The organism is Colwellia sp. MEBiC06753 (assembly GCF_053470325.1).
In genome coordinates, this window is record NZ_JBQMTM010000002.1 from 215910 (window position 1) to 236118 (window position 20209).

A 20209-nucleotide genomic window follows, 5' to 3' on the forward strand; every position below is an offset into this window, starting at 1 on the left:
GATTTAAGTGAGTAAAGCGATCCAAGCGATTCGTGGTATGAATGATTGTCTGCCATCAGAAACGAATATTTGGCAAATGGTCGAATCGACATTACGCCGCGTGGCGAGTAATTATGGTTTTGCGGAAATCCGTATGCCGATTGTTGAATCGACGGCTTTATTCAAACGTTCAATTGGTGAAGTGACCGATATCGTTGAAAAGGAAATGTACACCTTTGATGATCGCAACGGTGATAGTTTAACGCTTAGACCTGAAGGTACTGCCAGTTGTGTTCGTGCCGGCAATCAACACGGCTTATTGTATAACCAAGAACAACGTTTATGGTACATGGGGCCGATGTTCCGTCATGAACGCCCGCAAAAAGGCCGTTACCGCCAATTTCATCAGTTTGGTATTGAAGCTTTTGGTATTGCCACGCCAGATATCGATGCAGAAATTATTATGCTTTCAGCGCGCCTTTGGAAAGAGTTAGGCATTAGTGAGTATGTCACGTTAGAACTAAATTCTCTGGGCTCAAATGAAGAGCGCGCAGCCTACCGCGATGCGTTGGTTGCTTATTTAACTCAACATGAAGATAAGCTTGACGACGACAGCAAACGTCGTATGCACACCAACCCGCTTCGCGTGTTAGACAGCAAAAATCCTGATGTACAAGCAGCATTAATTGGTGCGCCGAAATTAAGTGACTATTTTGGTGACGAAACTCGTGAACATTTTGACCGTTTGAAAGTCTACTTAGACAACGCCGGCATAGACTATCAAATAAATGAGCGTTTAGTGCGTGGTTTAGATTATTATAATCGCACAGTATTTGAATGGGTTACTTCAAGTTTAGGTGCCCAAGGTACAGTGTGTGCTGGTGGTCGTTATGATGGTTTAGTAGAACAGTTAGGTGGTAAAGCAACACCTGGTTTTGGTTTTGCCTTAGGTATTGAACGCTTAGTGTTAATGCTTACTAGCCTTGAAAAAGTTAATAATATTCGACCGCAGGTTGACGCTTATATTATTGCTTTAGGTGAAGGAGTTGATTTGGCCGCGATTAAGCTAGCTGAACAATGGCGCGACCAAGTGCCGGATATCCGTATTCAAAGTCACTGTGGTGGTGGCAATATGAAAAAACAAATGAAGCGTGCTGATAAATCAGGCGCCCAAATCGCGTTAATTCTCGGTGAAGATGAGCTGGCGAACCAGCAAGTAACGGTGAAATATTTACGCGGTCAGCAAGAACAACAGAGCTTAGCGTTTGCACAAGTGGCTGAGTTACTACAAAGTATTATTTAAGGAAGTATTGTGGAAAGATTTGAAACAGAAGAACAACAAGTTGAAGCGATTAAAAAGTTTTGGCACGAAAACGGTAACCACATTATTGGTGGTTTAATTGTTGGTTTTGCTGGCTTCATTGGTTTTAACTATTACCAAGACAATAAATTAGCGCAAGAACAAGCGTTATCAAGTGAATATATTTCATTGATGGAAAGTCAAACCAGTGCTCATGATCAATTTAAAACAGACGCAGAGCAGTTTGTAAAAGCCAACGGTGAGTCAAGTTATGCGGCATTAACTGCATTAAGCTTAGCGAAAGATGCGGCTGAGCATAGTGACTGGGAAAAAGCAGCAACGCATTTAAATTCAGCTATTGCGACTGCGCCAAGTGAAGCCATTAAAGCGATTGCTACTTTGCGTTTAGCTCGCGTACAAATTCAACTTGAACAATACCAGCAAGCATTAACCACGGTTGAAGCGACTATACCAGAAGCATTCGCAGCGGAAGTAGAGGAAATCAAAGGTGATGCTTACTTAAAACAAGGCAAAACTGAACTGGCGCGTAATGCCTATCAAGCAGCGGCAACTGCTGGTGGATTAACTACCAATCCAAGCTTACAGTTAAAAATTGATGATTTAGCCCAAGCTTCTCAACTTACTCAATAGTAGGCGTTTTAGTGAAGAATCCAATAACAAAAATAATTAATATCAAGCTGCTGGCAATGCTTGCAGCTGTCAGTCTGTTAACTGCTTGTTCTTCGACTGATGATGAAGACGAAGCAACAAAAGTTGCTGAGTTAACCGAAATTACTCAACAATTTACCCCAGAAGAATTGTGGGAGAAAAGCGTTGGTAATGGTGTTGAGCATTATTTCTCTCGCATTAAACCCGTTGTTGCTTACAGCAAAGTGTTTACTGCAAGCCGTGAAGGTGATGCTTATGCATTTGATGAAGCAACCGGTAAAGAAATTTGGCACGTTGATTTAAGTGATATTGAAGGTAAACGCGGCTTTTTTGATAGTAGACAGTCAGCTTTAGTTGCAGGCGGCCCAATTGCTGGTGTCAACAAGGTCTTTTTTGGTACCGAAAACGGTGAAGTAATCGCTCTTGATGAAGCAACCGGCGAAATTGCTTGGACTGGAAAAGTAAAAGGCGAAATTATCGCTCGTCCGGCGTTAGATGAAGGTATCTTAGTTGTAAACACCGTATCAGGTACATTAAAAGCATTTAACGCGACCGATGGCACTGAGTTATGGCAAACAGTATTAGATGTACCACCATTAACATTACGCGGTATTAGTGCGCCAACTACTGCAGCTGGTGGTGTATTGGTCGGTACCTCAGCCGGTGAACTGTCAGTTTTTATGCTGGAAAAAGGCCAACCAGGCTGGACGGTGATTATTGGTGAACCAACAGGTTCGACAGAACTTGAACGCGTGATTGACGTAGACTCTAAGCCCGTAGTTTTTGGTGATAAAGTTTATGCGATTTCATCACGTGGTAATTTAGCCGCCATTGATATTCGTAACGGTCGTATTTTATGGAAGCGCCAATATTCGTCATATCGCCAAATCGCAATTGAAGGTAACTCAATATTTTTAACTAACCTTAAAGGCCATGTTTATGCGGTTGACCGTATCGATGGCACTGAACGTTGGAGCAATGTTGCATTAACTAATCGTGGTGTTACCGGTCCAGCAATTATTGGTAATTATATTGTAGTTGGTGATTTTGAAGGTTATTTACATTTCATCGACCAAACAACGGGCGACATAGTTGCGCGTTATGAAGTTGACAGCAGTGGCATTCATTCAACGCCAACTGTAGTTGATAATATCATTTTTTCACAGGCACGCGATGGTTCGCTACAAGCGATTAAACTGCCATAAGCGGTAACTTTAGCTAGCGTAAGCTATAGTTATACCTGATATTCGACGGCTCCTTGCTAGCGCATATGGAGCCGTTATTAGTTTCTAAACAGCATAGATAGTCATAATAGGTTTTGAGGTATTCATGTTACCAGTAGTAGCTTTAGTAGGTCGTCCAAACGTCGGTAAATCGACCTTATTTAATCGCTTAACACGTACGCGAGATGCATTGGTGGCTGATTACCCAGGGCTAACACGTGATCGTCAATATGGTCAGGCATCGGTAGAAGAGCACCCGTTTATTGTTATTGATACCGGTGGTATTCATGGCAATGAAGAAGGTATTGATGCGTTAATGGCTGAACAGTCGTTAATGGCGATTGAAGAAGCAGATGCCGTATTATTTTTAGTCGATGCTCGTGCTGGATTAACCTCTGCTGATGAAGCGATTGCTGATTACTTGCGTAAGCAAGATAAAAAAGTTTTCCTCGTTGCCAACAAAATTGATGGTATTGATGCCGACAGTGCTGTGGCAGAGTTTTTTAGCTTAGGCCTTGGTGATACGGTGCATCAAATTGCTGCAGCCCATGGCCGAGGCGTTACACAATTACTTACCCTTGCTTTGTCGCCGCACATAGAAGCGCTTGGCGAAACACCAAGTGAAGATGATGAGTTTGGTGAAGAGCTAGTGTTTGAAGAGGGTGAAGAAGTTGAAATTGATGCACCTGAAGAAGACGATAAAATTAAACTTGCCATTATCGGTAAACCGAATGTTGGTAAGTCAACACTTACAAACCGTATTTTAGGTGAAGAACGTGTTGTGGTTTACGATATGCCCGGCACCACACGTGACAGTGTTTATATTCCGATGGAACGCAATGGCCGTGAATATACCTTAATTGATACCGCTGGTATTCGCCGCCGTAAAAACGTTAATGATGTTGTAGAAAAATATTCAGTAATTAAAACGTTGCGCGCCATTGAAGATGCGAATGTATGTTTATTAATTATTGATGCGAGAGAAGGCATTACCGATCAAGACTTAAGCTTACTTGGCTTTATTTTAGAAGCCGGCCGCTCACTGGTGGTGGCGGTAAATAAGTGGGACGGTATTGATCAAGACGTAAAAGATAATATTCATAAAGAATTAGATCGCCGTTTAGGCTTTATTGACTTTGCTCGTATCCATTTTATTTCAGCACTTCATGGTACCGGTGTTGGGCATTTGTTTGAATCGGTAGAAGAAGCATTTGTCTCAGCCACGAAACGCATTTCTACTTCTATGGTAACGAAAATACTGGATATGGCGGTATTTGATCATCAGCCGCCTATGCATAATGGTCGTCGTATCAAATTAAAATATGCCCATGCAGGTGGTTACAACCCGCCGATTGTGGTGATCCACGGTAACCAAACTAAGCACTTACCGCCGTCGTATAAACGCTACTTGATGAATTATTATCGCAAGTCATTGAAAATTATGGGCACACCAATAAAAATTGAATTTAGAGAAACGTCTAATCCTTTTGCTGGTAAGAAAAAATTAACTTATAGCGAACAGAAAAAAATCGCTCGTGCAACGCAAGGTTATAAGAAAGACTAGTAGCCTCGTTGTTCATATATTTAGTTCAATAAAGGTCGCAATTGCGACCTTTTTATTTTTTAGCACCTTATTGTTTAGCAATCATTGCAACCATTTAATAGAATTGCTTTTGCCAAGTAACTTGGCTAGGGTAAACTGATAAAATATATAAAAGTTATTTGGTTAGCGTGCCATGTCTGAGCCGAAAAAAATTGATGTTATAAATCGTTTAAATCGCAATCTAGGGTTACTTAATGCGGGCGCTACGGTAACTATAGATATTGTGACTCCGGCAGGCAAACGCGGTAAGTTTCGTACTGTCTTTATCGGCTATTTACCCAAGCAGTATGTGTTAATTCAAATGCCTGATAGCCCTAAATTTGGCAGCTTTTCACAATATATTAATCAAGGCACCAACATTACGGTTAGAGGATTAATTGAAGGGCATGAAGGCGCGGTTGTTGCTTTTGTTAGCCCTGTTAGACAAACACTGCAAATACCATCGCGGCTTATGGTACTAGAATTTCCTAAAACCGTGAGCCTACAAAGCTTACGTTCTAGTATGCGCATAGAAACCAATATTAAAGCCAAGGTTAAAATTAAAGATGAGTATTGGCAGGCAGATATATTAGATTTGTCAGTACAAGGTTGTCAGTTAGCCATTTCCAATGGTGATTCGCTATTGCTGAACAAAGATGAAGATATGTTTATCGTGATTGAAAATTTTCACGGTAAAAGTACGGTTAAATTGAATGCCCAAATCTGTAATGTCAAACCGCAAGTTGATGCCATTAGTGTTGGGGTTAAATTTGAAGCGGGTGATAAATCAGCGGTAGTAGAACTGCTTAAAACAGAAATTACCATGGAACACTAAACTTCTAATTTACTTTTCCTTGCTATATTTCAATCATAAAAAATAAGCTTACTTTAAGCGTAAATTAAACCAGTTTAGTTATTCTTAATATCACTGACATTTGCCGTAATCTCACCATCGGCTAATTGCAAAGTAAGCGCTTGATCAATAGCCACTTGTTTAGTTGATTTTATAATGTTGCGGTTATTATCTCTGACTATACTATAGCCTCTGGCGATGGTTGCTAAAGGGCTGACGATATTAAGCTGCTCAGCCATATGCCCCAATTGTTGCTGTTTTCCCGTTAACATATCAAGCGCATTATGTTTAAGCCTACCATCTAGCTGGCTTAGTTGTTTGCTGTGACTGGCGATAGTGTGCTCAGGGGTTAAATGCCACAACATTTTGCTAAGTAAAGTAGGTTGATGTTGCTTAATTGCTAATAGCTTTGTCATCGCCTTTACTAAGCGAAGGTGTAATTCATCAGCCTGCTGAGCAGATGCTTGCAAGCGCTTTTGTGGATCGCATTGGGCAAGGCGTGTAGTTAAATAGCTTAACTCAGTCGTTAATTGCTTATGGCGCTGATTAAATAATGAATAAAGCCTTTCCGACTGTTTAGTCACTTGGCGTTGTAATTCACTTTGATCACTAGAGATAATTTCTGCCGCTGCTGAAGGCGTTGGCGCACGTAAATCAGCAACATAATCAGCCAGTGTGGTATCTATTTCATGGCCAACGGCGCTGATCACCGGTAGCGTACTTGCGGCAATAGCTCTTACGACGCGTTCATCGTTAAAGCACCATAAATCTTCTAATGAGCCTCCACCGCGGCCAACGATTAATATATCAACCTCATTTCGAGCGTTTGCCAGTTCAATACTGCTGGCTATATCACTGGCGGCAAGTTCACCCTGAACCAATGCTGGATATAATATCATTTCAACGGTTGGGTTGCGGCGATTCAAGACGCTAATAATATCTTTAATGGCAGCGCCGGTTGGGGAAGTAACAATACCAACCTTGGAATAACTGGGTTTTAACGTTTGCTTTTTGGCTAGCGAGAACAAGCCTTCTTGTTCAAACTTCGCTTTCAATGCTTCATATTGTTGGCGCAGCAGGCCATCGCCGGCATCTTCCATTTGTTCAATAATCAGCTGAAAGTCACCTCTAGGTTCATATAGTGAAACTCTTGCTTTGACTAATACTTGCTTGCCGTTAGCCGGTTTAATTCTGACAATACGATTATTGCCTTTGAACATGGCGCACTTAACTTGAGATTTTTCATCTTTTAGTGATAAATACCAATGACCTGAGCTTGCTGCGATAAAATTCGATATTTCACCACATAACCACACCACATTTATCTCGGACTCCAATAAAAAACGGACTTTTTTGTTTAGCTCGCTAACATTTAAAATATGTTGTTTAGTCGTCATTATTGTCGTTTTTCCCCAGATAAAAGCTTAGGTTTTCTATTATATCTGGCTATTTAAGGATTTGTGGCTAATTATTTCTATTTTTATTAAAAATTAACGTTTACCTTCAAGGTGAAAACGGTTAAAATTCTGCCGCAATATTTCCTCCTCCAATTTAACTTTGTGAGATATTGTAATGCTACGAATTGCCCAAGAAGCGTTAACTTTTGACGATGTTCTTTTAGTACCTGCCCACTCAACGGTACTGCCTCATACTGCCGATTTAAAAACCAAGCTTACGCGTAAAATTAGCTTAAATGTGCCTATGGTATCTGCCTCTATGGATACCGTTACTGAAGCACCTTTAGCGATCACTTTAGCGCAAGAAGGTGGTATCGGCTTCATTCACAAAAATATGACCATAGAAGAACAAGCGCGTAATGTTTCACAAGTGAAAAAATACGAAAGCGGTATTGTTTCTGATCCAGTTGTTGTTTCCCCTGATATTACCATTGAAGAAGTGATTAAACTTGCAAAAGCGCAAGGCTTTTCAGGCTTCCCTGTGGTTGATGCTGAACACAACTTAGTTGGTATTATTACTGGCCGCGATTTACGTTTTGAAACTGATTTATCTAAAACAGTGTCAGCGTTAATGACGCAAAAAGACGACTTAGTGACGGTTAAAGAAGGCACTGAGCGTAGCGAGATTTTGCATTTAATGCATGAGCACCGCATTGAAAAAATCTTAATGGTTGATGATAACTTTAAGCTGAAAGGCTTAATTACGGTTAAAGATTTCAAAAAAGCAGAGCGCAAACCAAACGCATGTAAAGATGAGTTTGGTCGTTTACGTGTTGGTGCAGCTGTAGGTGTTGGCGCTGGTACTGAAGAGCGTATTGACGCGTTAGTTAAAGCCGGTGTCGATGTTTTATTGATTGATACGTCGCATGGTCACTCGCAAGGTGTTATTGAGCGTGTTAAAGAAACTCGCGCCAAATACCCTGACTTACAAATTGTTGCTGGTAACGTTGCTACTGGTGACGGTGCTAAAGCGTTAGCTGATGCTGGTGTTGATGCCGTTAAAGTAGGTATCGGCCCTGGTTCAATTTGTACCACCCGTATTGTAACGGGTGTTGGTGTGCCGCAATTAACCGCGATTTCAAATGCGGTAGATGCATTAAAAGGTACTGATATTCCGGTTATCGCTGATGGTGGTATTCGTTTCTCAGGTGATATTGCTAAAGCTTTAGTTGCTGGCGCACACTGCGTAATGGTTGGTTCAATGCTTGCGGGTACTGAAGAAGCACCAGGTGAAGTTGAGCTATATCAAGGCCGTTACTATAAGTCATATCGTGGTATGGGTTCATTAGGTGCAATGGCACAGAAAGAAGGCTCAAGTGATCGTTATTTCCAAAAAACTGACGGTGAAGCAGACAAGTTAGTACCTGAAGGTATTGAAGGTCGCGTTGCTTACAAAGGCCCTGTTGCAGCAATTATTCATCAGCAAATGGGGGGGTTACGTTCTTCAATGGGCTTAACTGGTTCTGCAAACATCGAAGAAATGCGCACTAAGCCACAGTTTATGAAGATTACTGCTGCAGGTATGGGTGAGTCTCACGTGCATGATGTAACTATCACTAAAGAAGCTCCGAATTATCGCATGGGCTAGTTTCGAATAAGTTAGTTCTTCGTGAACAAGTTTTTTATCTGCATTGGAAGTGCTCACTTGGTTTACCAAGCTCCGCGCTTCCTCTTTGCTAAAAAGCATTTCACTGTGAACTATCATTATTCTCGGTTTATTAAAAAATTCTTACAGGTTGATTCACTTTTAATGTTGAACAGCCTGTTTTACTAGAAATATCTCGCTCTAAATGAACGGGCTTTAGGCAAGGCTTTTGAGTGATAAAGCAAACGAGTTTATTGAAATAAATGACTTTGCTTTATTGCGAAAATAACGACGCATAAAGATTGTTCATGACGAGCTGCTAAAAAGAGAACTGTTCATGACCAAAGATATCCACTCATCTCGTGTCTTAATCCTAGACTTCGGTTCACAATATACGCAATTAATTGCACGTCGCGTGCGTGAAATTGGCGTTTACTGTGAGTTATGGGCTTGGGATGTTACCGAAGAGCAAATTAAAGAATTTAATCCAACGGGCATTATCCTAGCAGGTGGCCCAGAATCTGTGACTGAATTAAATTCTCCACGTGCACCTGAATATGTATTTAATGCCGGCATTCCAGTGCTTGGTATTTGTTATGGTATGCAAACCATGGCTGAGCAATTAGGTGGGGCTGTGCAAAGCTCTGAGCATAAAGAATTCGGTTATGCTGCGGTAGAAGTTATTGGCCAATCAGATCTATTTAAAAATATTGAAGATTCTATTGGTGCTAATGGCAATGCATTGTTAGATGTTTGGATGAGTCATGGTGATAAAGTGTCACAAATTCCAGAAGGCTTTAGCACAATTGCTCAAACACCAAGCTGTGCTTATGCAGCAATGGCGAATGAAGAAAAACGTTTTTACGGCGTACAGTTCCACCCTGAAGTGACACATACGAAACAAGGTTTACGTATTTTAGAACACTTTATTGTTGATATTTGTGGCTGTGAAAAGCTTTGGACACCAACATCAATTATTGATGATGCAATTGCTAAAATTAAAGAGCAAGTAGGTGATGATGAAGTGGTGCTCGGTTTATCTGGTGGTGTTGATTCATCAGTAGTTGCTATGCTAATTCATCGCGCAATCGGCGATAAGCTTACTTGTGTATTTGTTGATAACGGCTTATTACGTTTAAACGAAGGCCTGCAAGTGATGGATATGTTCGGCGATCACTTTGGTCTGAACATAGTTCATGTTAACGCTGAAAATCGTTTCTTAGATCGCTTAAAAGGTGAAGCAGACCCAGAAGCTAAGCGTAAAATCATCGGTAATGTTTTCGTTGAAGTGTTCGATGAAGAAGCGGGTAAATTAGCCAATGCTAAATGGTTAGCCCAAGGCACTATCTATCCAGATGTTATTGAATCAGCAGCTTCTAAAACTGGTAAAGCTCATGTGATCAAATCACACCATAATGTTGGCGGTTTACCAGAAGATATGGAACTAGGTTTAGTTGAACCATTACGCGAATTGTTCAAAGATGAAGTGCGTAAAATTGGTTTAGAGCTAGGTTTACCATACGATATGCTTTATCGCCACCCATTCCCAGGTCCTGGTTTAGGTGTTCGTATTTTAGGTGAAGTGAAAAAAGACTATGCAGACTTACTTCGCCGTGCTGACGCTATCTTTATTGAAGAGTTACACAAGCATGATTTATACAATAAAGTGAGCCAAGCATTCACCGTATTCTTACCAGTTCGCTCGGTTGGCGTAATGGGTGACGGCCGTAAATATGATTGGGTAGTCAGCTTACGTGCAGTTGAAACCATCGACTTTATGACCGCACATTGGGCGCACTTGCCTTATGATTTCTTAGGCTTAGTGTCTAACCGAATCATCAATGAAATTGACGGTATTTCTCGCGTGGTTTACGATATCTCAGGTAAGCCACCAGCAACTATTGAATGGGAATAAGTTCAGAACTTGATTCTGATATTCACATTCCATTTAAACCTTCCTATTAAATAAAAAAACCCATCAGCAGATGGGTTTTTTTATGCTTAAACAAAGCCTATATTAAAAATTATAAGCTATCTAAGTTGCCGAACATTTGATAGAAAAAGCCGATAGTTTTACCGTATTCTTTCACTAAAATCCGTTCGTTTACACCGTGGAAACCTTCGAACTCTTTAGTGTTTTCCAATTGCAGACCTGTAATAGTATAGACATCTGGCGCAAATGGACGAGCTTGGAAGTGTTTAGAATCTGAGCCACCAATAACGAAGAATGGCGCAACCATTAAGTCATTCCCCCAAATTTGGCGAATCGTTTTTTCCAATGTTTTATATGCATTATTAAATGGATCAGCAATATTGGTTGCTGGGGTTGATGCAGAAATATCGCGGAAGGTAATGCGATCATCATTTACCGCTTTTTTGAAGTGCTCAATAATCACCTCTGGCGTATCACCTGGCATAGGTCTTAAGTTAACAACTGCAGTAGCTGCTGGCGGCAATACGTTGTCTTTAATGCCTGCGTTAAACATGGTAACAGCGATAGTTGTGTGTAACATGGCACGCGTTACCTGGTTTTTAGACATGACTTCGATAAATTTCTGCTCTAAGTCAGTCATATTGTCATTATTACCAAAGGCAACAGCTTCATAAAGTGGCTGCTGTGCTTTAGGTAATTCAGGCCCCATAAAACGGTACTGATAGCGAACGGCATCATGTATTTTATAGGGAAATTGTGACGCTTCAATTTTAGTTACCGCTTTAGCTAACGCAACAATATTTGACTCTAACGGTGGCTGAGAAGAATGGCCACCAACAGCATTAATTGCGACTTCGATACTAACAAAGCCTTTTTGGGCGATACCAATTAACGCGGTATTTTGTTCGATGCCAGGAAAAATACCCGGAGTTAATGGTGCTGACTCATCCATAACATAGGCAAAGCGTTTAATACCACGCTTTTCTAATACATCAGCAATATGCTTAGCGCCTTCTGGACCGCCAACTTCTTCATCCTGACCAAAGACAAAATAATAAGTGCGCTGCGGTTGCCAGCCTTCTTTTAATCGCATCTCTGCGGCTTCTAATATGCCATGTACTTGGTTTTTATCGTCCAATACACCACGGCCCCAAATATAGCCATCTTTAACGGTGCCAGAGAATGGATCTTGTTTCCATTGATCTCGTGAATCATCTGGAACAGGCACAACATCCATATGTGCATAAAATAATGCTGGTTCTAAGCTAGGATCTTTCCCTTCCCAGGTATACAGCAAACTATAAGGGCGCGGCTTACCTAGCACTTCACGCTTTAAATTTTTATGAACTAATGGGTAAGGTTTCTTAATAAACTGGTGGTAATCAGTAAATGCTTTGGTATCAAAATCATCTCGATCTTGATTAGAAATGGTTTTATAAGTAACGGCTTTAGATAAACGTTTTACTGCAGAATCTAAATCAACCTTGATTTCGACTTGCTCAACGCCTTTCATTTGCATTGAGGTAAATTCTTATTTTTCATTGGCATATGAGGAAACACCTATTCCCAACATGGCTATTTGTGAAATATTTAATATAAATTTCAATGGCTTTCTCATAGTATATAACATTCCATACACGCTGTTAACATAACTTTTACAAACATAGTTGACTGCCAATTAAAATACAAGTGCTTAATATTGGTGGAAATCACATAAGTTAATGTAGATCAATATTTCGCTACCCACTGTTTTTTCGTTTGTTTTAACTAGCTTTAAAGGGCTGTAGTACCGAGAACGGCAGAGTAGCTAAAGGCAGAGTAACCGATAGTGCAAATAAAAGAGAAAAGTCTTAGCAGGGCAATGGCGGCTGTGTGCTGGCTTATTATATCTATCTAAAAAAACTATCGAAAAAGCCTCGCCAAAAAACTCTAGCTTAAAACTACTCAAAAAATAAAAGCCCTACTGTGATCGGTAGGGCTTTTAAATTTAATGAAACTAGGAATGTATGTTTTCAGTAGTAAATGGAATAAATTACTTGTTACTCGTATGAACGCTCCATCCATAAAATTTGCATTTTCAATTCATCAATTTCTTTTTTAGCTTCGGCTAATTGTTGAGCTAGTGCATTGGTGTTGCTTGTAGGTTGTTCTTGAATATTTGCTAATGCTTTATCGTCATCATGTGCCATGGTTACTTCTCTTGATAAGTTGTGAAACTTTGGTTGTAATGTTATATAAAAGCTTTCAGAAAGTCATTTTGAGTAACAAATAACCAATTTTGCTAATTTTTCCATGTGTAAATATATGCGCACGTTCAAATAGTTTTGGGGAAGCGACATATCTGTAATACATTATTAAGATAATAGCGTTTATCACATGCCAATCTCTCTTAGACTTAATAAATGAACAAATACTTTGAAATATTTTATCGATTTATCCAATTAGGGTGTATTAGCTTTGGTGGGCCTGTCGCGCATATTGGCTATTTTCAACAAGCTTTTGTCAGTAAATATCAATGGTTAGATAACCAAAGTTTTGCCCGAACAATCGCGTTATGCCAGTTTTTGCCTGGTCCTACATCTAGTCAGCTTGGCTTTGCCATTGGTTATCAGCGTGCAGGTGTTTTAGGTGCGATTGCGGCATTTATTGGCTTTACCACTCCGTCGCTAGTTTTAATGTTATTACTTTACTTTGTCGGGCAGAAATTTGCCGATACCTTAACATTTGTTGGGATAGTTCACGGATTAAAGTTGTTGGCAGCAGTGGTGGTGATTGATGCCATTTTAACCATGGCTAAAGCGTTTGGTCGCTCTTGGCTGCATAAAAGCCTGATGCTTATTTCTGCAATAACCTTGATTTACTTTAGCTCAAGCTTAATTCAAATGGTTGTACTCATTGTCTCTGGCGTTATTGGATTTGTGAGTTATAGGCTAATGCAAGGGGATGCTGAGCAAGCGATTGTTGCTGGTGATAATAAAAATTTAATTGAAGGAAAAAAGGCTAAGGTGCTAAACCAAGTAAATTGGCTGGCATTAGGTTTATTTGCCTTTTTATTCTTAGGCTCTTTGTTGTTTAGCCAATCTGTTTTGGTTGGATGGTTTTATGATTTTTATTATGCCGGGAGCTTAGTTTTTGGCGGCGGTCATGTGGTCTTGCCGTTGCTGCAACAAACCGTTGCTGATCAGCTAAATCCAGAGCTATTTCTAACGGGTTATGCTGCGGCACAAGCTGTACCAGGCCCTATGTTTAGTATTGCCACATATCTAGGTGCCAATTTAAATGAACAAGCACCTGTTATTACTGCTTTGATTGCAACGCTAGCCATTTTTCTTCCGGGGTTTTTGCTGTATATCGCATTTCAGCAAGTGTGGCATAACATTACGCAGCTTCCGGCGTTGGCAAATACTATGGCTGCGATAAATGCTGCGGTAGTTGGCTTTTTAATTGCTGCTTTTTATAACCCTATAGCAGTAAGTGCGATTCAAAATAACTATGATTTATTGGCCGTAGCGGTTGGCTTTATTTTGCTAAAATTTGCCAAAATACCAATTGTTATCTTGGTGGCAAGTTTTGCAACGGTAGGAGTGTTGATGAGCCAAATAATGCTAACGTAGCGGTTAGCATTACTGATGAATTGTTAGTTAGTGATATACATCATCACTAATAAAAAGCCTAAAATAATGCCATTAAGCGTTAATATATAAGCAAAGCCTTTAATGCCGTCTTTGGCTTGAAATCCTTTTAAATTTAAATAGTACCACCAAATTCCACACATAATTATTGGCAGTAAGAAAAACAGTCTGATCATAGGACTTTCCTAATTTTAACGCTTTTAACGCTTTTAACGCTGGCCATTTTGCTCGATAAGTTGAGTTAGCGGTCGACGAATACTGTATAAGAATAACAAACTTGGTATTACCATTACTGAGGTTAATACAAAGAATAATGCCCAGTTTCCATCTAACCAATCTACGATAATGCCAGAATATGAACCTAACATCACTCGACCAAATGTGCCTAACGACGCCATTAATGCATATTGACTAGCGGTAAAGCTTTTATTGCATAATACGGAAAGTAAGGCGACAAACGCAACTGATCCCCATGCTGAGGTAAAGCCATCAACAAATACCGTTAAGGCAAACAGTGGTTTACTTGGCCCAACCATCGCAATTACTGAAAATAGTAAATTACTGGCAGACATGGCGATGCCACCGATAAACAAGCCTTTTAATATCCCATAGCGTATGGTAAAGACACTGCCGATTAATGAAAACACTATGGTGGTTGCCCAATTAATTAATTTTGAATAATAAGCAATATCTTCGTTCGAAAAACCCACTTCTCGATAAAAGACAATCGACATTCGCCCTAAATAAGCTTCGCCTAATTTAAAAAGGAAAATGAACATTAAAATGGAAATTGCCAACTTGGTGCCGTTGCGATCAAAAAACTCTTGGATAGGTGAAACTAGTGTCGTGATAAGCCATGCTGTTAGCTTGACCGTGGCGCTTGGTTGACCTTGATAGGCCATTAAGTTCTTGCTGGCAATAACACGATTAAGTTGTGACAGCTGCATGCCAAATAAGGTTAGCAATAACAGAATAAAAGCACTGATAAACCAGAATTGATAGCTTGACGGGAGCACTGTCGGCCAACCTGGATAACCAATGTTGGCATAAACAATACTGGCAATAATCAATGGTAAGGTTAGTAAAATACCAATGCATCGATGGCTATATAAAGGAAGTACCGATAAATAGTTAGATTCAATTTGCGCGAGGGTTTGCTCGCGATCACTTATTGGTTCTTTAACGACAATCGCAGTAATCATTAATAACGCCATGATCAGTGCTAATACGCTAAATACCTCTGACCATTGCCAAGCTTCAGAGCTAACAATAAGAAATGGTATGCTGCCTAGACCTGCGTAACCCGTCCACCAGCCAGCAGTTGCCATCGCAGAGCCTGCTGCCATCAACTCACTATCGCCATCACTTAAAATATCTATGCGGTAGGCGTCTATGGCAATGTCTTGAGTGGCGCCACTGATGGCAATTAATAAGCCAAATAAGGCCATTAGATTAAGTTGGGTACTAGCGTCCAGGGTGCTAAGTTTAAATGCGCATAGGCAAATAACTATTTGAGTGCAAATGATCCAACTGCGCCTTAAGCCCATTTTAGCGGTTAACAATGGAACTTTTAGCCGATCAGCTAAAGGTGACCATAAAAAGTTAATGCTATAGGCGACGAAAATGAGTCCAAATAAACCAATGCTGCTTCTAGATAAGCCTTCATCTTTTAACCAGCCAGTCATGGCTGAGCCGATTAATACCCAAGGAAAACCACTGGCAATACCAAAACAAAACACAGTGAGCAGGCGGCGATCTTTAAAATATAAAATGGATTGTTTTAATGAGTGTGGTGCGGACATAAATCTGACAACAAAGTGAAACAGCCGTTAGCCTATCAAAGAGCGATGATAGACAAAAGGTTAATTTAATTAACTTGTGATCAAATAGTTACGGCAGTGGTCGCCAGCCAATACAGTCAATAGGATAACTGCCTTTACCTGCGAAAAAGTCTAAACAAGCGGTAATTTCACTTTTAAAGAATAGATTATGATGTAATGCGCTAGCACCATGGAGGCTGATTTCATGAATTACATGCCAAAATACTCGCTCTTTGGCACTACCTGGCGTTTCGTCACGCACAGCAAGTAAGGTCCATTCTTCCATGGTATCTAAGATAAAAGTGTCAAGTTCAGTGTAGTGAAGCGTACGCTCGATTACAGCGGTAATATACGCCCTTATTTGCGTAATTTTTTCATTGATAAACTGCTCAATTATCATGACATTTACTACCTGCCTTGAGTTAATGGATCGGAAAAGTGTTGGAATTTTTTACAACTACGATATCTTTAGTTATCGACTATGAATAGCAATATGTCAAAGCGCGGTTACAAAAAAGCACACTTTAGCTGCCTCGATAGGTACAAAATTTTGGTACCACTATTTGGTACCAAATTTGAGCGTCAAAAGTTACGTATCAATAACCCAAGGTTATTGATTGCCAAGTTAGGGGTATTATGAGCCTGCTGGAAGTAAGGTTGCTTTAATTAGCATCACAGGTTCAATAGGGACATCATCCCAAGCCATTAATTCGTTATATTCGGTTTTAACTTTATTCATTGCATCAAGCACTTCAAAGCCTTCAACCACAGCACCAAACACGGCATAGCCCCAATCACGACCAGGATCTAAATTGGTATTATCCGCTAAATTAAAGAAGAACTGCCTGTTGGCCGTATGCGGTCGGCTTTCTTTGGCCATGGCAATGGTGCCTAATTCATTTTTTAAGCCATTGCCTGATTCGTTTACAATATCAGGGTGAGTTTTTAACACTGTAAAGTCTTTGTCATAGCCGCCACCTTGAATAATGAAGTCCTCAATAGCGCGGTGGAATATGGTATTGTTAAATTCGCCTTCAACGACATAGGTCAAAAAATTATCAACGGTAACAGGCGCTTTAATGCGATCTAATTCGACGATGATTACACCAAGTGAGGTTTCAAGTTTCACTTTAGGAAATAAGTTATCTGGATCAATAGCAAGGTTTTTAGCGTAGCCATTTAGGCTAATTACCGCTAATAAAATAAGTGAAGCAAATCTCATCTTTAGTTCCCGTTTATTAATGCAATCATTTTAGGGTTTTGAGTGATGTCGTTAACCACTTTAGCTAGTTGCTGATTCAGGTCGCGCTCTAATACTGCGATGTCTGCGGATAACGGCCCGTTACTATTACCTTTCGATTTTACGGTATTGGTAAGCGTTTGTTCGCCGTTAGAAACAACTACGCGCAATTGAATATCGCTATTAGCTTGATATTTAAGCGTTTGTTGTTGAACACTCACTATCGCTTTATCAATCAATACTTCAATATTAATTGCACCACCATTCGTTGACATACCCTGTTGATTAAATACTTGGGTTAATGCATGTTCAAATACTTGGCTTACTGGCGCAGATGGTGAATATAAATCAGCTGCTTTGCCAGCTTTAAGGATTTGAATGACATGGTTACTGGTACGTAAGTCGGTTACGGTAAGGCTTGCTGCTACTTGGTCATAAATAGGCGCGGGATTTGTCATTATTTGCGGTGATAAAATAACGTTGTGCACAGGTGATGAGCAGCTAGCAATCAATAGTAAAGCGGATGCGGTGATCGCGGTGACAATAGTTTTCAAACTTATATCCTCTAACGTTTGGTGCTTGATAGCACGACAAATTTTTTATTACTGGCGATGGTTTTGCAGTTACCAAAAATGCGTTTTAATTTAATGTGGTACCCCAACTGGCGGTTGCCAATAATCCTTAATTCGCCATTAAATTTCAATACGCGTTTGGCATCATTAAACATTTGCCAGGCGATATGATCAGTAGTGGCATGTTGCTGGTGAAAAGGCGGATTGCACAAAATAATATCAGCAACATCGCTATCTAGCTCAGTTAAACAATCGTCAGTGGCAAAGTCACATTGGCTAATTGAATCCGGTAAGTTTTGCTCAATATTCGCTTTTGCTGAGGCAACAGCCATGTATGATTCATCTCGAAAAATCAGCTTTGCCTGCGGCTGTTCAGTAAGTGCCATTAGCCCGATAACGCCGTTACCACAACCAAGATCTACCACAGTTTGCTCAGGCTTGAGTTTAGGTAAATGTTCTAAAAAGAAGCGAGCACCAATATCAAGACTTTCCGGAGAAAATACACCAGCATGGTTTGCGATGGTGTAGCTACTGCCCTCTAGTTGCCATGTGATTGGGTTTAATGCTTTATCTATAGCTTTGCCTGATGTCGATGACTCAAGTGCTGAAAACACTAAACGTGATTTCTTTTTGGCTAATGAGGTGGTGGTTTCACCTAAATATTTTTCAAATAGTTTTAATGTTGAACTGTGAATATCTTTGGCTTTGGCACCAGCAATAAACACAGCATTACTATTGTAGTGTTCAGCAATTTTTGCCAGTTGAAAACTTAATAGCGCATTACTTTTTGGGATGCGATATAACACTAAATCGATATCGCTTGGTAGTTCAGCTAAAGAATCCAGTAAAACGGTGTGCTCATGGGTTAATTCGTTTTTTTCAAGATTATGCAACGTGCCTTGATGGCTTAAATACGAGTCGCTGACACAATAAACTTGATGCTCATTAAGCTGACACGCAAGGGCACCAAAGTTGTCATTAAACACTAAAATACGTTTGGGTGTCGTTAATAGCTGCTGGCTTTGGCAGTAATCAATCAGGTATTCATCGGTTGCATCCCATGCCTGCAAACTGCGATTGACTTGAGATTGCGGAAAGCGATCTAATTCAAGCGGGGTGTCGTTAATCGTAAATGGACTAAGCATATTGTAAATCGGTAAACTAAGTTGGCAATATTGTCGCAAATTAGCGGCTAATCAGCCAATTCAATTATTGAGCTTTTTGTAATCGCTTTTTAATTATCGAAGCTGAGTGTTTGTTTTATCCAAAAAGGTAGTGTTATCAATATTAAAGCCCCGAATGCCTCACTGGCTTTTTATCCTAATTTTATTCCTGCAGTGCAGGCCAATGACTTGTTTTCAGCGCTTTATCAATCATTGGCTTGGCAGCAAGATCGCATCAAAGTTTATGGTAAGTGGCATAATATTCCACGATTACAAGCTTGGTATGGTGATAGTCAGCAGGCTTATCAATATTCTGGGTTAACTATGGTGGCACAGCCATGGACAGAAAGTTTATTGACCATCAAACATCGCATTGAGCAATTTAGCCAAGTGCAATTTAATAGCTGTTTGGTCAACCTTTATCGTGATGGAAATGATACCGTCGGCTGGCACAGTGATGATGAACCTGAATTAGGTCAACAGCCGATAATTGCTTCGTTATCATTAGGTGATAGTCGCGACTTTAAAATGAAGCATAAAACGCTGGATAAAAAACTCACCATAACGTTAGATAATGGCAGTTTATTGTTAATGTCGGGCGATACCCAGCATTACTGGCAGCATTGTTTACCTCGAACAAAGCGGGTAAAATCGCCGCGCGTTAATTTAACTTTTCGCCAAATTCAAGGGTGAGTTTTGGCAAAAATTAAATTGCCTTAGTTGGTAATAGCTTAGCTAAAAACGGGTGAAAATCGTTAGTTTTTTACTGGCACTCTAACCCTGAGATCCTAAAATAAAAAGAAGCTCTAATAAAAAACATTGCCAAAAGAACAATGGCGAAATGTTGATGTAGCATTGAAAAACACGCATTAGGGAAACCTGTATGAATATAGCCTCAACCATAGAAAACAAATTACTTTCCGCATTTTCTCCTCTTCATTTAGATGTGATCAACGAGAGCGATCAGCATAATGTGCCACCAGGCAGTGAGTCCCACTTTAAAGTGATTATTGTTTCTAAAAACTTTGAGGGTGAGCGATTAATTAAACGACATCGAGCAATTAATCAAATTTTAGCCACAGAATTGTCTGAGCATATTCATGCTTTAGCCTTACACACTTATACCGAAAAAGAATGGCAAGATTATTACGCTGACAATACACCATTATCACCTAAATGTTTGGGTGGAAGTAAACGCTAA

At 40.1% G+C, this 20209-nt stretch carries 19 protein-coding genes; 10 read left to right on the forward strand and 9 right to left on the reverse strand.

Annotated elements, in window-relative coordinates; all coding sequences use genetic code 11:
• Positions 1 to 7 precede the first annotated feature (7 nt).
• The 5 genes from hisS (at position 8) to ACOB82_RS02830 (ending at position 5588) form a co-directional block, all read left to right on the forward strand.
• Positions 8 to 1282, forward strand: coding sequence for a histidine--tRNA ligase (gene hisS, locus ACOB82_RS02810; RefSeq protein WP_448211424.1), 1275 nt, complete (start codon positions 8 to 10; stop codon positions 1280 to 1282).
• A gap of 9 nt (positions 1283 to 1291) precedes the next feature.
• Positions 1292 to 1930 carry a YfgM family protein gene (locus ACOB82_RS02815; protein ID WP_448211425.1) on the forward strand — a complete coding sequence of 213 codons (639 nt, stop codon included), beginning with the start codon at positions 1292 to 1294 and terminating at the stop codon, positions 1928 to 1930.
• A gap of 11 nt (positions 1931 to 1941) precedes the next feature.
• Positions 1942 to 3153 carry an outer membrane protein assembly factor BamB gene (gene bamB / locus ACOB82_RS02820; RefSeq protein WP_448211426.1) on the forward strand — a complete coding sequence of 404 codons (1212 nt, stop codon included), beginning with the start codon at positions 1942 to 1944 and terminating at the stop codon, positions 3151 to 3153.
• Positions 3154 to 3277: 124 nt separating this feature from the next.
• Complete coding sequence (der, locus tag ACOB82_RS02825) at positions 3278 to 4735, forward strand: ribosome biogenesis GTPase Der (RefSeq protein ID WP_448211427.1); 1458 nt, start codon at positions 3278 to 3280, stop codon at positions 4733 to 4735.
• Between the two features lie 172 nt (positions 4736 to 4907).
• Positions 4908 to 5588, forward strand: coding sequence for a PilZ domain-containing protein (locus tag ACOB82_RS02830; protein ID WP_448211428.1), 681 nt, complete (start codon positions 4908 to 4910; stop codon positions 5586 to 5588).
• Between the two features lie 74 nt (positions 5589 to 5662).
• On the opposite strand, the gene xseA is transcribed toward ACOB82_RS02830, so the two are convergent.
• The gene (gene xseA, locus ACOB82_RS02835) at positions 5663 to 7003 is read right to left on the reverse strand and encodes an exodeoxyribonuclease VII large subunit (RefSeq protein ID WP_448211429.1); all 1341 of its coding nucleotides are present in this window, start codon (positions 7001 to 7003) and stop codon (positions 5663 to 5665) included.
• Positions 7004 to 7178: 175 nt separating this feature from the next.
• On the opposite strand from xseA, the gene guaB reads away from it, so the two are divergent.
• On the forward strand, positions 7179 to 8651 hold the full coding sequence (gene guaB / locus ACOB82_RS02840; RefSeq protein ID WP_448211430.1) for an IMP dehydrogenase: 1473 nt from the start codon (positions 7179 to 7181) through the stop codon (positions 8649 to 8651).
• Positions 8652 to 8985: 334 nt separating this feature from the next.
• Positions 8986 to 10563, forward strand: a complete 1578-nt coding sequence (guaA, locus tag ACOB82_RS02845) for a glutamine-hydrolyzing GMP synthase (RefSeq protein WP_448211431.1) — start codon at positions 8986 to 8988, stop codon at positions 10561 to 10563.
• A 109-nt stretch (positions 10564 to 10672) separates the two neighbouring features.
• Here the strand turns inward: guaA and ACOB82_RS02850 are convergent, their stop codons facing one another.
• Positions 10673 to 12100, reverse strand: a complete 1428-nt coding sequence (locus ACOB82_RS02850; protein WP_448211432.1) for a M20 family peptidase — start codon at positions 12098 to 12100, stop codon at positions 10673 to 10675.
• Positions 12101 to 12620: 520 nt separating this feature from the next.
• A complete protein-coding gene (locus ACOB82_RS02855; RefSeq protein WP_448211433.1) occupies positions 12621 to 12770 on the reverse strand; it encodes a hypothetical protein in 150 nt (49 codons plus the stop codon).
• A 213-nt stretch (positions 12771 to 12983) separates the two neighbouring features.
• On the opposite strand from ACOB82_RS02855, the gene chrA reads away from it, so the two are divergent.
• Positions 12984 to 14195 carry a chromate efflux transporter gene (chrA, locus tag ACOB82_RS02860; protein WP_448211434.1) on the forward strand — a complete coding sequence of 404 codons (1212 nt, stop codon included), beginning with the start codon at positions 12984 to 12986 and terminating at the stop codon, positions 14193 to 14195.
• A gap of 23 nt (positions 14196 to 14218) precedes the next feature.
• On the opposite strand, the gene ACOB82_RS02865 is transcribed toward chrA, so the two are convergent.
• The 6 genes from ACOB82_RS02865 to ACOB82_RS02890 all read right to left on the reverse strand — a co-directional run bounded on the left by ACOB82_RS02865 (position 14219) and on the right by ACOB82_RS02890 (position 18990).
• Entirely contained in the window at positions 14219 to 14389 is a 171-nt protein-coding gene (locus tag ACOB82_RS02865) for a hypothetical protein (protein ID WP_448211435.1), read from the reverse strand.
• Between the two features lie 33 nt (positions 14390 to 14422).
• A complete protein-coding gene (locus tag ACOB82_RS02870; protein WP_448211436.1) occupies positions 14423 to 16015 on the reverse strand; it encodes an AmpG family muropeptide MFS transporter in 1593 nt (530 codons plus the stop codon).
• 88 nt (positions 16016 to 16103) lie between these two features.
• Positions 16104 to 16433 carry a hypothetical protein gene (locus tag ACOB82_RS02875; protein WP_448211437.1) on the reverse strand — a complete coding sequence of 110 codons (330 nt, stop codon included), beginning with the start codon at positions 16431 to 16433 and terminating at the stop codon, positions 16104 to 16106.
• A 234-nt stretch (positions 16434 to 16667) separates the two neighbouring features.
• Positions 16668 to 17255, reverse strand: a complete 588-nt coding sequence (locus ACOB82_RS02880; RefSeq protein ID WP_448211438.1) for a peptidylprolyl isomerase — start codon at positions 17253 to 17255, stop codon at positions 16668 to 16670.
• Between the two features lie 2 nt (positions 17256 to 17257).
• Positions 17258 to 17827 (reverse strand): YajG family lipoprotein, encoded by a 570-nt coding sequence (locus tag ACOB82_RS02885; RefSeq protein ID WP_448211439.1) that lies wholly within the window; start codon positions 17825 to 17827, stop codon positions 17258 to 17260.
• 11 nt (positions 17828 to 17838) lie between these two features.
• On the reverse strand, positions 17839 to 18990 hold the full coding sequence (locus ACOB82_RS02890; RefSeq protein ID WP_448211440.1) for a methyltransferase: 1152 nt from the start codon (positions 18988 to 18990) through the stop codon (positions 17839 to 17841).
• A 141-nt stretch (positions 18991 to 19131) separates the two neighbouring features.
• Here ACOB82_RS02890 and ACOB82_RS02895 point away from each other — a divergent pair, with 141 nt between their 5' ends.
• Both ACOB82_RS02895 and ACOB82_RS02900 read left to right on the forward strand, forming a co-directional pair.
• Positions 19132 to 19701 carry an alpha-ketoglutarate-dependent dioxygenase AlkB family protein gene (locus tag ACOB82_RS02895; protein ID WP_448211486.1) on the forward strand — a complete coding sequence of 190 codons (570 nt, stop codon included), beginning with the start codon at positions 19132 to 19134 and terminating at the stop codon, positions 19699 to 19701.
• A 190-nt stretch (positions 19702 to 19891) separates the two neighbouring features.
• Positions 19892 to 20209: a BolA family protein gene (locus ACOB82_RS02900; RefSeq protein ID WP_448211441.1), complete on the forward strand. Its 318-nt coding sequence runs from the start codon at positions 19892 to 19894 to the stop codon at positions 20207 to 20209.